This is a genomic window from Blautia sp. HCP3S3_H10_2 (assembly GCF_052122375.1).
Classification (GTDB): domain Bacteria; phylum Bacillota; class Clostridia; order Lachnospirales; family Lachnospiraceae; genus Blautia_A.
On sequence record NZ_JBQKCL010000008.1, the window covers coordinates 13,076 to 28,707 of the forward strand.

The 15,632-nt window shown below is 43.3% G+C and carries 18 protein-coding genes; 5 read left to right on the forward strand and 13 right to left on the reverse strand.

What is annotated here, in order from left to right:
• The first annotated feature begins 41 nt into the window (after positions 1–41).
• Positions 42–662, forward strand: a complete 621-nt coding sequence (locus tag ACTQWB_RS10135) for a DUF1836 domain-containing protein (RefSeq protein WP_441501716.1) — start codon at positions 42–44, stop codon at positions 660–662.
• A gap of 100 nt (positions 663–762) precedes the next feature.
• Here ACTQWB_RS10135 and ACTQWB_RS10140 read toward each other — a convergent pair whose 3' ends face one another.
• Entirely contained in the window at positions 763–1,089 is a 327-nt protein-coding gene (locus ACTQWB_RS10140; protein WP_021926156.1) for a YerC/YecD family TrpR-related protein, read from the reverse strand.
• 273 nt (positions 1,090–1,362) lie between these two features.
• On the opposite strand from ACTQWB_RS10140, the gene ACTQWB_RS10145 reads away from it, so the two are divergent.
• The 3 genes from ACTQWB_RS10145 to ACTQWB_RS10155 are packed head-to-tail and all read left to right on the forward strand — an operon-like array spanning position 1,363 to position 3,518.
• Entirely contained in the window at positions 1,363–2,058 is a 696-nt protein-coding gene (locus tag ACTQWB_RS10145) for a YesL family protein (RefSeq protein WP_441501715.1), read from the forward strand.
• The gene (locus ACTQWB_RS10150) at positions 2,058–2,981 is read left to right on the forward strand and encodes a TIGR01212 family radical SAM protein (protein ID WP_441501729.1); all 924 of its coding nucleotides are present in this window, start codon (positions 2,058–2,060) and stop codon (positions 2,979–2,981) included. Before ACTQWB_RS10145 ends, ACTQWB_RS10150 begins: the two co-directional genes overlap by 1 nt.
• A gap of 24 nt (positions 2,982–3,005) precedes the next feature.
• Positions 3,006–3,518, forward strand: a complete 513-nt coding sequence (locus ACTQWB_RS10155) for a DUF4364 family protein (RefSeq protein WP_441501714.1) — start codon at positions 3,006–3,008, stop codon at positions 3,516–3,518.
• Between the two features lie 9 nt (positions 3,519–3,527).
• Here ACTQWB_RS10155 and ACTQWB_RS10160 read toward each other — a convergent pair whose 3' ends face one another.
• The 11 genes from ACTQWB_RS10160 to infC all read right to left on the reverse strand — a co-directional run bounded on the left by ACTQWB_RS10160 (position 3,528) and on the right by infC (position 13,447).
• Entirely contained in the window at positions 3,528–4,841 is a 1,314-nt protein-coding gene (locus ACTQWB_RS10160) for a replication-associated recombination protein A (RefSeq protein WP_441501713.1), read from the reverse strand.
• Positions 4,842–5,114: 273 nt separating this feature from the next.
• The gene (locus tag ACTQWB_RS10165; protein ID WP_441501712.1) at positions 5,115–5,945 is read right to left on the reverse strand and encodes a polysaccharide deacetylase family protein; all 831 of its coding nucleotides are present in this window, start codon (positions 5,943–5,945) and stop codon (positions 5,115–5,117) included.
• A 151-nt stretch (positions 5,946–6,096) separates the two neighbouring features.
• On the reverse strand, positions 6,097–6,717 hold the full coding sequence (locus tag ACTQWB_RS10170; protein WP_441501711.1) for an AAA family ATPase: 621 nt from the start codon (positions 6,715–6,717) through the stop codon (positions 6,097–6,099).
• Positions 6,718–6,802: 85 nt separating this feature from the next.
• Entirely contained in the window at positions 6,803–7,513 is a 711-nt protein-coding gene (locus tag ACTQWB_RS10175) for an ABC transporter ATP-binding protein (protein ID WP_441501710.1), read from the reverse strand.
• 14 nt (positions 7,514–7,527) lie between these two features.
• Positions 7,528–8,286, reverse strand: a complete 759-nt coding sequence (locus tag ACTQWB_RS10180; RefSeq protein ID WP_441501709.1) for an ABC transporter ATP-binding protein — start codon at positions 8,284–8,286, stop codon at positions 7,528–7,530.
• Between the two features lie 2 nt (positions 8,287–8,288).
• Positions 8,289–9,362 carry a branched-chain amino acid ABC transporter permease gene (locus ACTQWB_RS10185; protein ID WP_441501708.1) on the reverse strand — a complete coding sequence of 358 codons (1,074 nt, stop codon included), beginning with the start codon at positions 9,360–9,362 and terminating at the stop codon, positions 8,289–8,291.
• A 10-nt stretch (positions 9,363–9,372) separates the two neighbouring features.
• Positions 9,373–10,257, reverse strand: coding sequence for a branched-chain amino acid ABC transporter permease (locus tag ACTQWB_RS10190; RefSeq protein WP_441501707.1), 885 nt, complete (start codon positions 10,255–10,257; stop codon positions 9,373–9,375).
• Positions 10,258–10,655: 398 nt separating this feature from the next.
• Positions 10,656–11,816, reverse strand: coding sequence for an ABC transporter substrate-binding protein (locus ACTQWB_RS10195; protein WP_441501706.1), 1,161 nt, complete (start codon positions 11,814–11,816; stop codon positions 10,656–10,658).
• Positions 11,817–12,267: 451 nt separating this feature from the next.
• Positions 12,268–12,624, reverse strand: a complete 357-nt coding sequence (gene rplT, locus ACTQWB_RS10200) for a 50S ribosomal protein L20 (protein WP_117850812.1) — start codon at positions 12,622–12,624, stop codon at positions 12,268–12,270.
• A 40-nt stretch (positions 12,625–12,664) separates the two neighbouring features.
• Positions 12,665–12,862, reverse strand: coding sequence for a 50S ribosomal protein L35 (gene rpmI / locus ACTQWB_RS10205; protein ID WP_117850817.1), 198 nt, complete (start codon positions 12,860–12,862; stop codon positions 12,665–12,667).
• A gap of 90 nt (positions 12,863–12,952) precedes the next feature.
• Entirely contained in the window at positions 12,953–13,447 is a 495-nt protein-coding gene (infC, locus tag ACTQWB_RS10210) for a translation initiation factor IF-3 (RefSeq protein ID WP_441501705.1), read from the reverse strand.
• Between the two features lie 559 nt (positions 13,448–14,006).
• Here infC and ACTQWB_RS10215 point away from each other — a divergent pair.
• Entirely contained in the window at positions 14,007–14,327 is a 321-nt protein-coding gene (locus ACTQWB_RS10215) for a DUF1540 domain-containing protein (RefSeq protein WP_441501704.1), read from the forward strand.
• A gap of 101 nt (positions 14,328–14,428) precedes the next feature.
• Here ACTQWB_RS10215 and ftsZ read toward each other — a convergent pair whose 3' ends face one another.
• Complete coding sequence (gene ftsZ / locus ACTQWB_RS10220; RefSeq protein WP_441501728.1) at positions 14,429–15,577, reverse strand: cell division protein FtsZ; 1,149 nt, start codon at positions 15,575–15,577, stop codon at positions 14,429–14,431.
• Positions 15,578–15,632: the final 55 nt, after the last annotated feature.

Here is a 15,632-nt window from a genome sequence, read left to right on the forward strand (position 1 = left end):
GTAGTTTTAAAAACTATATAATAGGGAGCAGAGGTGATAAAATGACAGCTGATGATAAATCCGTATTAAAAGGCATTCTGGAGCATATTTCCGGAATGGATTATATAAAACCTGAAGATCTTCCCAATATCGACCTGTACATGGACCAGGTCACTACATTCATGGAAGACCAGCTTGCTTCTACCAAGCGCTATGAGAAAGATAAGATCCTGACGAAGACCATGATCAACAATTATGCCAAGAACAACCTTCTCCCATCCCCTGAGAAGAAGCGTTATTCCAAGGATCATCTTCTCATGCTGATCTTTATCTATTATTTTAAGAATATTTTGTCTATCACAGACATCCAGAAGCTTCTTGGCCCTATCACGGAGAAATATTTCAAGGGTGAACCAGGTAAAGATATGACTTATGTATATAATGAAGTTTTTGGCATGGAGAACCGTAAGATTGACCAGTTGATCAAGAATCTTCTGAAGGACTACCGTTTCTCCAGTGCCACCTTCCAGGATGCTGATGAAGAGGATCAGGAATTTCTGAAGCGATTCAGTTTCATCTGCCTGATGAGCTTTGACGTATATATCAAAAAGATGATCATTGAGAAAATGATCGATGACATTTCTCCTGAGGAGAATCCCCCCAGAAAAAATAAAGACAAATAAGATTGCACTACAAAACCCGCGGAATCTTTTTCTTCATGATTCCACGGGTTTTCTTTCGTACATGTAGATTCAATTTTCTCTGCCGGTTATCTGGCCAGCTTTATTCATCCTTCTGATCCAGTGGACGATTCTGCTCTTTCTTCTCTTCCATTCTCTTAAATACCATATCATAGCCGTCATTTCCATAATTCAGGGAACGGTTTACACGGCTGATGGTCGCTGTAGAAGCTCCGGTCTTCTCAGAGATGTCAAGATAAGTTCTCTTATCCATCAGCATCTTGGCAACCTCGAATCTCTGGGATAAGGAAAGAAGCTCGTTAATGGTACACACATCTTCAAAGAAAGTGTAGCACTCTTCTTTATCCTTCAGGCAAAGTATGGCCTCAAAAAGATGGTCAACTGCCTCAGTTCTGATATTTTTACTCATTTCGCTACTCCTTTTTCTATATTTAATTCTCGCTATGTTCTTTTTCAATGATTACTATTTTAACACGGTAATGTGTGATAAGCAAGCTATTTCTGGAAATATTTTTTGTGGAACATTTATACTTTTCCATTTTCAAATTGCTTTTTTTCCATAAATTCGTTATACTATGTGTTAAGTTTATAGACGGACGGATGTTCTTACGGCAGGCAGAACTGTTTACGCGCTCCTCCCCCCATACCGTCTCCAAGATCAAACAGAAAAGAGGAATTTTTAATGGATCGTTTCTTTAGCATGGACAACAAATTTTTCACTTTTATGAGCAGAATTGCAGATCTTATCATTCTGAATATCCTTTGCATCATCTGCTGCATTCCAGTAGTAACCATCGGACCTTCCATTGTTGCCATGTTCTATGTCACACTGAAGATGGTACGCAATGAAGAAGCTTACATCGTACGGGGATTTTTCAAATCCTTTAAGCAGAACCTGAAACAGGGTATTGTGATCAACCTGATCATGCTTGCAGCAGGACTCCTGTTATTTCTTGACATTAGCATCTGCCGCAATACACCAGGCACTTTGGGTAAAGTTCTTATGGTGCTGTTTATGATGATCCTGGTGGTTTACCTGATGATCTTCCTGTACATCTATCCGGTACTCGCTAAATTTTACAATACCATCAAGAACACCTTTACCAATGCTTTTTTAATGTCCATCCGTCATCTTCCCTATACAGCCCTTATGATTCTGGTGACCGCTGCACCGGTTCTTGTGTTTTTCATTCCAAGCGCCCAGGTACAGTCTATGGTGATCCTTCTTCTGGTGCTGATCGGATTTTCCGGAATTGCTTACATCAATTCCAATTTCTTTGTAAAAATTTTCGACAAATACATTCCAGAAGAGACTTCAGAGCCGGATCCGGAATGTGTGGTAGACCATACTCATGATAATGGTAGTTCCGCTTCATGATGACAAACTGGAATGGAAAGCCCTATCATTCCCTGGACTATATGTTAAGAGAACGCTTCGGGGAAAAAGTTTATAAAGTTACCTTAAACGGCGGCATGAGCTGTCCGAACCGTGATGGCACCATCGGACATGGAGGCTGTATTTTCTGCAGTGAGGGCGGCAGTGGGGATTTCGCAGCAAACGCAGCTCTCTCCATTACGGAGCAGATTGACAGTCAGATTGCCACACTGTCTGCCAAACGGCCAATCCACAAATATATCGCCTATTTTCAGGCATATACCAATACTTATGCCCCTGTTCCTTATCTGGAAAAAATTTTCCAGGAGGCTGTCTCCCACCCGTCTATCGTAGCTCTTTCCATTGGCACAAGGCCCGATTGTCTGGGAGATGATGTGGTAGAACTTCTCTCACGGTTAAATAAACAAAAGCCTGTCTGGATTGAACTTGGACTGCAGACCATCCACGAATCCACTGCTGCTTACATCCGGAGAGGATATCCCCTTACCTGCTTTGAAGATTCCCTTAAGAAACTACGCAGGGCAGGCATTGAAGTCGTAGTTCATACCATTCTTGGGCTTCCAGGAGAGAACACAGATGATATACTGGCTACTATGGATTACCTAAATCACCAGGATATTCAGGGAATCAAGCTGCAGCTACTCCATGTCCTTAAAGGCACAGATCTTGCATATGATTACCTCGCCGGGAAATTTAGGGTTCTGGAACGGGATGAATATATTGATCTTGTTGTCAACTGCCTGGAGCATCTGAACCCTTCTATCGTAATTCACCGGGTCACAGGCGATGGCCCCAAAGAGCTGCTTATCGCCCCTTTATGGGCCAGCAGAAAAAGAGAAGTTCTGAATCTTCTTCACCACAGACTGAAAGAGCGCCAGAGTTTTCAAGGCAAAGCACTCATTTAATTTCACCAGAAAGGAGGCTGGAAAATGTCTACACCATTTACTGTTTACAAACTGATCATCCTATATATGCTTCGCAATTCATCTTCTCCCATCACCAATTCAGAGATTTCCGAATTTATCCTGGATCGTGAATACACCAATTATTTCCATTTGCAGCAGGCTCTTTCCGAGCTTGAGGAAACAGAATTAATTGAGAAGCGTACCATTTCCAATACTTCCTATTATTATCTTACCGAGGATGGCAGAAATACACTCACCTATTTTGAAAATGATATCTCCCAGGATATCCGTTCAGAGGTTCTGCAATACCTTGCCAAAAGAGGGGCCTCTACAAAGAATCAGGTGAAAGCACCAGCCGACTATTACATCAACAATCAGGGCGAATATGTGGTTCATCTTCAGCTTTTACAGAAAGGCGCATCTGTGATTGATCTCTCCCTTTCTGCACCATCCCTTTCCGCAGCGAAAGCGATGTGTAAGCAATGGCCGAAGAAATACGAAGAAATTTATGCAAAAATAATGGAGGGGCTTTTATAAGCCTCTCCATTATTTTTGCATAAACTCCATATATTCTTTCAATTTCTTCTCATATCCCATATCAGACAGCTCATAAAATTTCTCTCCCTGGATTTCATCCGGCAGATATTGCTGCTTCACATAATGATTGGGATAATCATGGGCATACTTATAACCGATTCCATGCCCCAGTTTCTCATGACCTCCATAGTGCGCATCCTGAAGATGGACCGGAACCGTTGTCTTTGTCCTTTTTACACTGTCCATAGCTGCAAAAATGGCATTTACTGCTGCATTGCTCTTAGGGGCACATGCCATATAAGTAGCAGCCTGGGAAAGAATGATCTGGGATTCCGGCATACCCACCCGCTCTACAGCCTGTGCCGCGGCGGCAGCCACCATCAGCGCCTGAGGATCTGCATTTCCAATGTCCTCAGAAGCAAGGATCATAATACGTCTGGCAATGAATTTCACATCTTCCCCTGCATATAACATTTTCGCCAGGTAATAGACGGCAGCATCCGGGTCAGAACCGCGCATGCTCTTAATAAATGCAGAAATGATATCGTAATGGTTATCTCCATTCTTATCGTAACGCACAACACGCTTCTGAATGCACTCAGATGCCACATCCAGGGTAATATGGATCTTGCCATCAGAATCTCTGGGTGTGGTAAGAATGCCCAGTTCTATGGCATTTAAGGCGCTTCTCGCATCTCCTCCTGCCATATCTGCAAGAAACTCCAGTGCATCCTCGTCCAGAACTGCGTTATAGCTTCCCATGCCTTTTTCCTTATCATTTACTGCCCGCAGGATCAGTTCTTTGATTTCCGGAATCTCCAGTGCCTTCAATTCAAACACAATAGAGCGGGAAAGAAGCGCTCCATTTACCTCAAAATATGGGTTCTCTGTAGTCGCTCCAATAAGTATGATCGTGCCATCCTCCACAAATGGCAGCAGATAGTCCTGCTGGCCTTTGTTAAAACGGTGAATCTCATCAATAAACAGGATGGTCTTTTTCCCATACATGCCAAGGGCGTTCTGAGCCTGCTTAACCACTTCCTCCATATCCTTCTTACCTGCTACGGTGGCATTAATCTGGGTAAAATCAGCACTTGTGGTATTAGCGATCACCTTGGCAAGAGTAGTCTTACCAGTTCCAGGAGGACCATAAAAAATAACAGAGGTCAGTTTATCTGCCTTGATCGCCCTGTAAAGCAATTTATCCTTTCCAACTATATGCTGCTGTCCTACCACCTCTTCCAGCCTGGTAGGGCGAAGCCGGGATGCAAGTGGGGATTCATTTTCCATTGTTTTCGATTTCGCATATTCAAACAGATCCATGTAATATTCTCCAATTTCTGATTATAAATCACGGTACATTACTGTGAAAGTTGTCTGCCGTACATTTGTTCTAATTATAATCCATCTGGCCGGATTAAGCAAGTTAATATGTATATTGCATTACTGTTCACTGGTAGCATTCCGCGAGGTGTTTTTTGTGACCAAAGGTCACAGAAAACCCGAGAGTTGCGGCGCGAAATCATGCGAATGCATGATTTCTGTGCATCGCGAAGCGTGTTGCTGTGAACGGAGTAAACAGTAACTATATTGCCTTCACGGCAGTATCAGTTCATCCACTGTCACAAATTCGTACCCCTTTGCAGTCAGCAGATCCACGATCTGAAGTGCCGCCTCCACAGAGCTCTGATAAGCATCATGCATCAAAATCACAGCCCCATCTTTCACTTCTGCTTTTGCGATTTTCAAAATAGATTCCACATTCTTGCTTTTCCAGTCCAATGTGTCCACGTCCCACAAAACCGGGAACATCTCCACGCAAAAATCCAGGTTTTTCACCCATGCTCCATAAGGCGGTCGAAGCCACTGAGGGTACACACCTGTTATTTCGTAAATCTCCTGATTGGCAGCTTCAATTTCTTCCAGTGCTTTTTCCTTTGGGATTTTGTCCAATTCCACATGATTGTATGTGTGATTTCCGATCAGATGCCCCTCTTCCTGTATCTGCTTCACCAGTTCTTCGTTTCCTTCAATATTCTTTCCCATAAGGAAAAAAGTGGCGTGGACACCGCGTTCTCTCAGCCCTTCCAGAAGCTGTGGCGTATATTTACTGCTAGGACCATCATCAAAGGTCAGCGCTACTCGTTTTTTCTCTTTGAAGTTGTTCTCTTTACAATTTATTTCTTCAAGGTCCTCCTCTTCATTTTCTTTTCCCTCTATATCTTTCATTCCTATTCCTTTAATATCTATAATCTTCTTATTGTCCTTTTCATAATCTGATGTATTACTTATTTTATCAGTCTTCTCTTCTATCTGACTTTGCACTGTCACCCTCTGCGCATTTCCATTCTTCACAAGAGATATACACAATCCTATAAGAACAAGAACTTCCGCCCCAATAACCAGATGTCTTATTTTCTCTTTCATATCCTCGCCACCTGACATCTGTCCTTCCAGATAATATATGTCTCTGCCATAAAAAAAAGCACTGATGATCTCACATGAAATCACCAATGCTCATTTTATTTAGCCATTAATTCTGAACATGTTTGAGAAATGTTTTCCTCCAAACAGTCGGTTATTTTTTTAGCATATTCAGCTGATACTCAATCTCTTCAATACATTTATCATATCCAAGCTTACTGCTATCCAGGCACAGATCATACTGGGTGGCGTCTTTCCACTCCTGTCCTGTAAATCTGCGGCAGTACTCATCTTTACGCTTGTCATCCTTCTGAAGAAATTTCTCAATTTCCTTTGTGCTCATACTCAGCTTTTCTGCTGCTTTCTCCATTCTGAAATCCCAGTTAGCATGAATAAATACGCGAAGTACATTTGGATAATCCTTCAAAATATAGTTGGAACATCTTCCAATGATCACGCAGGATTCCTTCTCAGCCAACTGACGGATGATCTTAGCCTGGTAATTAAACAGATTCTCATCTGAGGTAAAATCCTTGCTCTGAGGCGGAATCAGCTCCCCATTATAAATACCATTTTTTCCAAAAAGCGGCTTCTTGACACTGGAATACTCGTCAACTCTTCCAAAAAGAGTTTCATGGATTCCACTTTCCTCTGACGCCATGCGGATAATATCCTTGTCGTAATATCCAATTCCTAATTTTTTCGCAAGCATTTCACCCACGGTACGTCCACCGCTTCCGTATTGTCTTGCAATTGTAATTACGAAATTATCCATATCTCTCCTCCTTATTACACTGGTCAGCTTCCAAACTCATTGTTGTTTTCCTCTGTAAACAGCAGGTTGAACGTCTCTGACCAGATTATTCTCCCAGATAAGCCTTCTGTACAGCCTCATCATTAAGCAGATCACTGGCTTTGCCGCTCATTGTGATCTTACCTGTTTCAAGCACATAAGCGCGGTCTGCAATGGAAAGTGCTTTCTTCGCATTCTGCTCTACCAGAAGTACGGTAGTACCACTCTCACTTACCACACGGATAATATCGAAAATTTCATTTACAAAGATCGGAGAAAGACCCATAGATGGCTCATCCATCACGATCAGTCTCGGTTTACTCATAAGGGCACGTCCCATGGCAAGCATCTGCTGCTCTCCACCGGAAAGTGTACCGGCACGCTGCCCCTTACGTTCTTCCAGACGCGGGAATCTCTTATATACTCCTGCAAGGCTTTCCTGAATCTCAGCCTTATCCTTCCTTGTATAGGCTCCCATGATCAGGTTTTCATATACGCTCAGATCTGCGAAAACACGACGTCCCTCCGGAACATGCGCAATTCCCATCTCAACGATCTTATGTGCCGGAACCTTGGTAATATTTTTTCCTTCGAATACAACAGAGCCCTCTTTTGCAGAAAGAAGTCCTGTAAGAGTCTGCAGCGTAGTGGTTTTTCCTGCACCGTTGGCGCCGATCAGAGCAATAACCTCGCCCTGGTTTACCTCAAAGGAGATTCCTTTTAAAGCCTGGATCACACCGTAATATACGTGTAAATCTTTTACTTCCAACATTGCCATTTCTAATTTCCTCCTTATTCGCCCAGATATGCAGTAACAACGGCCGGGTCTTTAAGAACCTTGGCTGTCTCGCCCTGACAGAGAACCTGTCCAAAATTCAATACAGTCAATTCCTCACAAATACCACCAACCAGCTTCATATCATGCTCGATCAGCAGGATCGTCATGTTAAAATGGTCTCTTACAAAGCGGATGGTATCCATCAATTCCTGTGTCTCATTAGGGTTCATGCCGGCTGCCGGCTCATCCAGAAGAAGGAGCTTCGGATCTGTGGCAAGAGCTCTGGCAATTTCCAGTTTACGCTGTTTACCATAAGGAAGATTGCCTGCAAGAAGATTTGCTTCCTGATCAAGATTAAATACTTTCAGGATCTCGGCTGCACGCTCATTCATCTCTTTTTCCACTTTAAAATATTTCGGAAGTCTTAAGATTCCGGTAAGAGTGGAATATTTATAATGGTTATGCAGACCTGCCTTAACATTATCCAGCACCGTCATGTCTTTAAACAAACGAATATTCTGGAATGTTCGTGCAATTCCTGCTTTATTGATGTCTATAATACTTTTGCCTGTAATATCCTGCCCATCCAGCCTGATAATTCCCTCTGTAGGTTTATAGACACCTGTGAGAAGGTTGAATACGGTTGTTTTACCGGCACCATTCGGTCCGATCAGTCCGTACAGCTCACCTTTTTCGATTTTCAAATGAAAATTATCTACAGCGTGAAGACCGCCAAACTGGATAGAAAGATTATTTACCTCTAACATTGCCATAATTAAGCCGCCTCCTTTTCTTTGCCATGACCTTTGATTTTTTCAGCAATACGGCTTCTGAAATCTCTTGCTGCCGGAGCCCAGTTGAAAAGCATCATTGCGATCATAACTATCGCATAGATCAGCATACGGTATGTGGAGAAGCCACGAAGCAGCTCAGGAAGTGCGTAAAGCACGATTGTTGCAAGAATGCTTCCGCGAAGATTTCCCATACCGCCAAGGATTACATAGACCAGAATGGTAATGGACATATTGTAATCGAAAATGGACACCTTCAGCATGGAAAGGTTATGGGCATAAAGCACACCTGCCACACCTGCGATTGCTGCAGAGATTGTAAATGCAAGCAGTTTATTCTTTGTTACATTGATACCGATGGATTCAGCAGCGATCCGGTTGTCACGGGTAGAAGTGATCGCACGGCCACTTCTGGAGTTTACCAGATTCTGGATAATAAACAGTACAATAAGGATCAGAACTACACCGATCAGGAAAAAGTAATCTTTAATATCTTTATACAATGTTGCAGTTCCCGCAACACCAAGAGCACCTTTAATGATCTGCTTTCCGCCTGGATCCAGATGAAGATTGGCAGCACTTGTTGCAACGTGGAGACCTTTGTCATCTACACCCACATACAGGATGTTGATCAGGTTCTTGATGATCTCTCCAAATGCCAGAGTTACGATAGCCAGGTAGTCGCCGCGAAGTCTCAGTACCGGAATACCAATGAGCACACCAAAGACAGCTGCAACAGCAGCTCCTACTACAAATGCCAGGATCAGTCTTGGCACAGAAGGAAGTATATCACTGGTAACATGGGAAAACAGAGCACTGGAATAAGCTCCAACACACATGAAGCCTGCATGTCCAAGACTCAGCTCTCCTGAATAACCAACTACAAGGTTCAGGGAAAGAGAGGCAATCGTATATACACAGATTGGTACCAGAAGGCCGGTAAGCAGTCTGGACAGGTTTCCAGTTGAGGAAAGCGCCTGCACTACTACAAAAATCGCGATCACCATCGCATAAGTAATAAAGTTGTTCTTTGTTGTTTTGTTCATATTCTTTTTCATATCGGCCACCTCATACTTTCTCCTGAATGTTCTTGCCGAACAATCCAGATGGTTTTACAAGCAGCACGACAATCAGGACTGCAAATACGATAGCATCTGCAACCTGGGAAGAAATATATGCCTTACTGAAAATTTCAATGATCCCCAGAAGAATTCCACCTACCATCGCTCCTGGAATAGAGCCGATACCACCAAATACTGCAGCTACGAATGCCTTAATACCAGGCATGGCACCTGTATAAGGAGTCAGGGTAGGATAAGCAGAGCAAAGAAGAAGTCCTGCAATTGCAGCAAGTCCGGAACCGATTGCGAAGGTAAGGGAAATGGTTGCATTTACATTGACACCCATTAGCTGTGCAGCGTCACGGTCCTCAGAAACAGCCTGCATGGCACGTCCCGGTTTGGTTTTCTTAACAAACAGCTGAAGTCCGACCATGATGATAACACAGGCAAGGATCGTCACAATGGTAACTCCTTTGATCGTAAGCTGACCGCCAAACAGTTCCAGGGATGGAACATTGATAACCGGCACGAAGCTCTTTGCGTCAGCACCGAAGATCAGAAGTGCCAGGTTCTGTAAAAGGTAACTGACACCAATGGCCGTAATCAGAACTGCCAGATTCGAAGAAGCTTTACGAAGAGGTCTGTAAGCAACCGCTTCGATCACAACACCAGCAACTGTACAGATCACAACGGAGAGTATGATTGCCAGGATTGGGGACATATTTGCTTTGGTAACTGCGGTAAGGATTACAAATGCTCCAACCATGATAACATCACCATGTGCAAAGTTCAGCATTTTAGCAATACCATATACCATTGTATAGCCAAGGGCGATGATCGCATAGATACTGCCCAGGCTGATACCATCTTTTAAATAGGATATAAAACTCATAATGCACCTCTTAACTGGATTTCTCTTTTTCCATGAGCGTGTTTGAAAATTCATTCCCGCCTTTTTCGCTGCAAAATTGACAAAAACAAATGCAGCTTGCAGGTTCAGGTTCATAACTGTTTTAAATCAGAAAAAGCGGAAGTAAATTTTCAGACACGCTCCAGTTATCTTGTAATTGCTTGCTGTCCATACTGGGAACAGCGATTATTTCTATAGTTGCAAAGAAGGAGACGGACCCACAGGTAACCGTCTCCCCTTTGCTAACGGCCATCCCCTGCGCAATCAGGGAAATGGTTAAGACCTTGCCGCTATCCCGGCATATTGTCCTATATTCGTAACTGTTCAAGGCTAACCTCTAAAACACCTCGTTCTGAACAATTACCTATATTCTTATAAGATTACTCCATAGAAGCGTAAACGCCATCTTTGATCACATAAGCTTTCGGAGCTTTATCGCACTCGCCGTCCTCTGTCCATTTTGCTTCTCCTGTAAGACCATCAAGAGTGATGTTCAGCATAGAAGCGGACATTGCTGCGCTGATGTCCTCATTGGACATATCCGGTGTGATACCAGCGTCATCTGCTGCTGCTTTCATAGCGTAAAGTACGTCATATGCATCTGCTGCGAACTGGTTTGGTGTCTCACCGTTGTTTGCATCGCCATATGCTTTTACGAAGTTTACAGTTGCCTCATCCTCACCTGTTGCAGAGAATGGTGTCAGAAGCATAACACCTTCTGCAAGAGAGGTATCGAAATTCTCAACGTTCAGGATACCATCCATACCGTCAACACCGAAGATCTTTATGTCAAGACCAAGGTCATGAGCCTGCTGAAGGATCAGAGCGTTGTCAGAGTAGTAGTTTGGAAGGAACAGAAGCTCTGCACCGCTGTCTTTAATCTTGCCAAGCTGTACGGAAAAGTCTGTGTTGTTGTCTGTGGTGTAAGCTTCATCAGCTACAACCTCAAGGCCGTAATCACCGCAAGCTGCAACGAATGCGTCATGTACACCTGAGTTGTAGTCTGCCATGGAATCGTAAAGAGTTGCTACTTTAGTAGCAAGTCCTTTCTCGGAAATGTACTCAGCAGATTTGGTTCCCTGCATTGGGTCTGTGAAGCACATACGGAACTCATTGTCACCAGCTGTGATGCTGTCTACTGCTGTTGCGGATGGTGTGAAGAGGAATGTGCTCTCTGCTGCCTCTGCACCTACTGCGATACAAGCACCGGAAGTAACGGTACCGCAAAGCATCTGCATTCCTTTGTCAAGAAGGTCGTTGTAAGCGTTAACTGCTTTTTCCGGATCTCCCTGATCATCACCAGCGTCAAGGATCTCTACCTGATATCCATTGAATCCGCCGTTTGCATTGATCTCATCTGCTGCGATCTTAGCTGCATTGTATACACCAGTACCATACTGTGCATAATCTCCTGTCATAGGTCCAATGACACCAATCTTGAAGGTTTCCTCGCTCTCTGCAAATACAGAAACAGGTGTTACTGTGGATACTGCCATTGCTGCGGCTGCAGTAATGCTGAGTACTTTTTTCAGATTTCTCATAATAAATCTCCTCCTTAATTTATGTAAGAGTTTCTGTCATCTCGCCCTCTCACCGTGTCTACCACACTGAGGTAATAGAAAAGCCCACTGGTGGTTTCCCAGCCGGCTTTGGCTTCCATAACTTCTTCTCTTTACTACTTTAATGTTAAGATTATAGCATCCTGTTTTTTTGATTGCAATAGAAAATTTTATAGTTTTTTAAGAATTACAGAAAAAATTTCCGTTACTATGTCCAAATTTTCCTGTTTTTGTTATTTCTGCGGCGTACAAGCGTGCGCTATAGGACGCACTGCAATTCTATTATCATATTTTATATTGTAAATAGAGTGTATTTCAATTTAGTCCAATAAGGCTCTAACCCCCCAAATGCAAGTTCCTGTTGAACGCTTTTATGTAAAAAAATAGGAGATGGTTTCCCATCTCCCATACTTTATCTCTTATTTCGCAAAAATTAAGCGATTGCTTTCTTAGCGATCTCAGCAAGTGCTGCGAATCCCTGAGCATCGTTTACAGCCATCTCAGCAAGCATCTTTCTGTTGATGTCGATGTTTGCAACTTTAAGGCCGTGCATCATTTTGCTGTAGGATAATCCGTTCATTCTTGCAGCAGCGTTGATACGTGCGATCCAAAGCTGTCTAAACTGACGTTTCTTCTGCTTTCTTCCAGCGTAGGAGCTGGTAAGTGCACGCATAACAGACTGTTTTGCTACTCTATACTGTTTGGAACGAGCTCCTCTGTAGCCCTTTGCCAGTTTTAATACACGATTATGTTTCTTCTTTGCGTTTAATCCGCCTTTAATTCTTGCCATTTCTTATTTTCCTCCTGTTCGTCTTCTTCTATGCTATATCTTATAAATACGGTAATGCTTTCTTCATGCTCTTAACATTAGTAGAATCAACAACAGTAGCTTTTCTAAGATTTCTCTTTCTCTTCTGAGATTTCTTTGTTAAGATATGGCTCTTGTAAGCTTTATTTCTTACTAATTTTCCTGTTCCTGTTTTTTTGAAGCGCTTTGCTGCTGCTCTACAAGTTTTAATTTTTGGCATTGTAATTTCCTCCTTAATATCGTATCTATTTAATGTCCCTCATCCAGCCTGACGCCCCCGCAGGGTGTCTCTCCAAATGAATGCAACATCCTAGTGTTTCTGTGCTAAAAACATTGTCATGCTTCTGCCTTCTACCTTAGGTGCCTTCTCAACTACGGCAATGTCCTTCAGCATGTCGGCAAAATCATCCAGAACGTGCTTGCTGCTTGACATATGCGCCATCTCTCTTCCGCGGAAACGAAGAGTAACCTTTACTCTGTCGCCCTTGGTAAGGAACTTACGCGCTGCCCCAGCCTTTGTGTTCAGGTCATTGGTATCAATATTTGGTGAAAGACGCACTTCTTTGACATCGATGGTCTTCTGCTTTTTCTTGGCTTCTTTTTCTTTTCTGGCAAGCTCATAACGGTATTTCCCATAATCAATGATCTTACATACCGGTGGCTTCGCCTGTGGGGCAATCTTTACTAAATCAAGCTCTGCCTCCTGAGCCTTGTCCATAGCTTCTCTTGCGGACATGATTCCAAGCTGTTCTCCGTCCGGACCAATTAAGCGTACCTCTTTGTCTCTGATTTGTTCGTTAATCATTAAATTGCTAATTGTCGTGCACCTCCATACCTGATAGATGATCTGTTCTGATCCAGCCTCAAACCGCCGGACTCTCATTCCCCTTCGCAGGAAATTCCCGCCTCATACATGACACCGCCATCCTGTAACATAAAAAAAGTGCGGACAGAATCCACACTTCTCCTATTACACCCGCGAACTAAATCACGCGCTGCTGTGCAATATGAACCCGAGCCGCATCCAAACGTGCGCTGAGGTGAGAGTGAACTCTGCTTTCTTTTCATCACGTACTGTTACATACTACCACTCCTTTTTCCAAAAGTCAATACACTTTTTTATTTTTTTATTCCCATCTCACTCATCCTTTCTCCTCCCGCCCTCCATCCCCAGAAACAGCGCAGCGCATTTCGTCCACTCCCCCATTTTTATTTTTTCCTCCCAGTTGCCACTCCCTGGCGTCCCCCTCAAAAAAAATTAAAATTCCCATACATATTTTTCATCCCCCCTGGAAACCCTAAAACTGTTTCATAACACGAAACGCCAACCGAAATTTCACAATCCCAGTCAGGAGGTAAAAAAAATGACAATCCTAAAATGTTCCGCAACAACCTGTCTCTACAACGAAGACATGCTCTGCTCCAGAGGTGAAATTGATGTAATGGGTGAAAGCGCACGAAAAGCTGACGAAACATCCTGTGGAAGTTTCCGTGAAAAAAGTGAAAGCGCCATGAACAGCGCCAAAAATGGATGCGGATGTGAAACCATCCAGATTGACTGTAAAGCCCACAACTGTACCTACAATGAACACTGCAAATGTACAGCTGCTGCCATTGATGTAGCCGGAAGCGGTGCCAAAGCTTGTTCCGAAACAAAATGCGACACCTTTGAATGCCAGTGTTAAAAAAGAATACGCCTTTTATGTAATAAGAAATTCCAACAAATTTCCTATTGCGCAAAACAGCCTCCGCATCATACCTGCGGAGGCTGTTAATTATTTCTTCATTATCTATTTCTTAAGAAATCCGGGATCTGGATATCTTTCTTCTGCACTGTACTGGATGGTGTCTTCGCTGTGAATGGTGTAGCATTCATAGTCGGCATGCTGAAAGATGGCATGTTCAGATTCACACCGCCAGTTGTTGTAGAAGCTGGTCTCTTATTTGCAAATACAGAATTGCTTGCCTTATTTCCAAACGGGTTCGCTGCCTGTGCATTGTCAGAAAGACCGGTAGCAATAACTGTGATTCTTGCATAATCAGCAACAGAATCGTCATACATAGCACCAAAGATGATGTTTGCATCCTCTCCGGTAAGCTCCTGTACATAGCTTGCAGCATCATTAGCATCCATAAGGGAAATATCACCAGAAATGTTAATGATAACATGTGTAGCACCCTTGATCGTAGTTTCAAGCAGCGGTGAGGATACAGCCTGCTGAACAGCTTCCATAGCCTTATCATCGCCTCTTGCTTCACCAATACCAATATGTGCAATACCTTTATCAGTCATGACAGTCTGTACATCAGCAAAGTCAAGGTTGATAAGAGCTGGCAGATTGATCAGGTCGGTAATACCCTGAACTGCCTGCTGAAGAACCTCGTCTGCCTTTCTCAGTGCCTCTGGCATAGTGGTACGACGGTCAACGATCTCCAGTAATTTATCATTCGGGATCACGATCAGTGTATCAACAGATTTCTTCAGATTCTCAATACCAGCAAGTGCATTATTCATACGTGTCTTAGCTTCAAAACGGAAAGGTTTGGTCACAACACCTACAGTGAGGATACCCATTTCCTTAGCAGCTGCTGCGATAACCGGTGCAGCACCTGTACCAGTTCCACCACCCATACCGCAGGTAACAAATACCATGTCAGCACCTTCAATGATCTGCTTAACTTCCTCAATGCTCTCTTCTGCTGCTTTCTGTCCAACCTCAGGCTGTGCTCCTGCACCAAGACCTTTGGTAATCTTCTCACCGATCTGAAGTACAGTTGGAGCTTTGCACAGAGTCAGAGCCTGCTTATCTGTATTAACTCCTACAAACTCTACCCCGCCGATGGCTTCTTCAACCATTCTGTTTACTGCGTTATTTCCGGCGCCGCCTACTCCGATTACAATAATCTTCGCAGAGGATTCCGCCTCATTTGACATTATCTCTAACAATGTACTTCCTCCTTTATTTCTACCTTATATCCTTTATCTTTAA

What these genes read in the sequence shown, in the direction of transcription:
- ACTQWB_RS10135 (WP_441501716.1), top strand. Translation starts at nt 42, where the DNA reads ATGACAGCTGATGATAAATCCGTATTAAAAGGCATTCTGGAGCATATT.
- ACTQWB_RS10140 (WP_021926156.1), bottom strand. Translation starts at nt 1,089, where the DNA reads ATGAGTAAAAATATCAGAACTGAGGCAGTTGACCATCTTTTTGAGGCC.
- ACTQWB_RS10145 (WP_441501715.1), top strand. Translation starts at nt 1,363, where the DNA reads ATGGATCGTTTCTTTAGCATGGACAACAAATTTTTCACTTTTATGAGC.
- ACTQWB_RS10150 (WP_441501729.1), top strand. Translation starts at nt 2,058, where the DNA reads ATGACAAACTGGAATGGAAAGCCCTATCATTCCCTGGACTATATGTTA.
- ACTQWB_RS10155 (WP_441501714.1), top strand. Translation starts at nt 3,006, where the DNA reads ATGTCTACACCATTTACTGTTTACAAACTGATCATCCTATATATGCTT.
- ACTQWB_RS10160 (WP_441501713.1), bottom strand. Translation starts at nt 4,841, where the DNA reads ATGGATCTGTTTGAATATGCGAAATCGAAAACAATGGAAAATGAATCC.
- ACTQWB_RS10165 (WP_441501712.1), bottom strand. Translation starts at nt 5,945, where the DNA reads ATGAAAGAGAAAATAAGACATCTGGTTATTGGGGCGGAAGTTCTTGTT.
- ACTQWB_RS10170 (WP_441501711.1), bottom strand. Translation starts at nt 6,717, where the DNA reads ATGGATAATTTCGTAATTACAATTGCAAGACAATACGGAAGCGGTGGA.
- ACTQWB_RS10175 (WP_441501710.1), bottom strand. Translation starts at nt 7,513, where the DNA reads ATGGCAATGTTGGAAGTAAAAGATTTACACGTATATTACGGTGTGATC.
- ACTQWB_RS10180 (WP_441501709.1), bottom strand. Translation starts at nt 8,286, where the DNA reads ATGGCAATGTTAGAGGTAAATAATCTTTCTATCCAGTTTGGCGGTCTT.
- ACTQWB_RS10185 (WP_441501708.1), bottom strand. Translation starts at nt 9,362, where the DNA reads ATGAAAAAGAATATGAACAAAACAACAAAGAACAACTTTATTACTTAT.
- ACTQWB_RS10190 (WP_441501707.1), bottom strand. Translation starts at nt 10,257, where the DNA reads ATGAGTTTTATATCCTATTTAAAAGATGGTATCAGCCTGGGCAGTATC.
- ACTQWB_RS10195 (WP_441501706.1), bottom strand. Translation starts at nt 11,816, where the DNA reads ATGAGAAATCTGAAAAAAGTACTCAGCATTACTGCAGCCGCAGCAATG.
- rplT (WP_117850812.1), bottom strand. Translation starts at nt 12,624, where the DNA reads ATGGCAAGAATTAAAGGCGGATTAAACGCAAAGAAGAAACATAATCGT.
- rpmI (WP_117850817.1), bottom strand. Translation starts at nt 12,862, where the DNA reads ATGCCAAAAATTAAAACTTGTAGAGCAGCAGCAAAGCGCTTCAAAAAA.
- infC (WP_441501705.1), bottom strand. Translation starts at nt 13,447, where the DNA reads ATGATTAACGAACAAATCAGAGACAAAGAGGTACGCTTAATTGGTCCG.
- ACTQWB_RS10215 (WP_441501704.1), top strand. Translation starts at nt 14,007, where the DNA reads ATGACAATCCTAAAATGTTCCGCAACAACCTGTCTCTACAACGAAGAC.
- ftsZ (WP_441501728.1), bottom strand. Translation starts at nt 15,577, where the DNA reads ATGTCAAATGAGGCGGAATCCTCTGCGAAGATTATTGTAATCGGAGTA.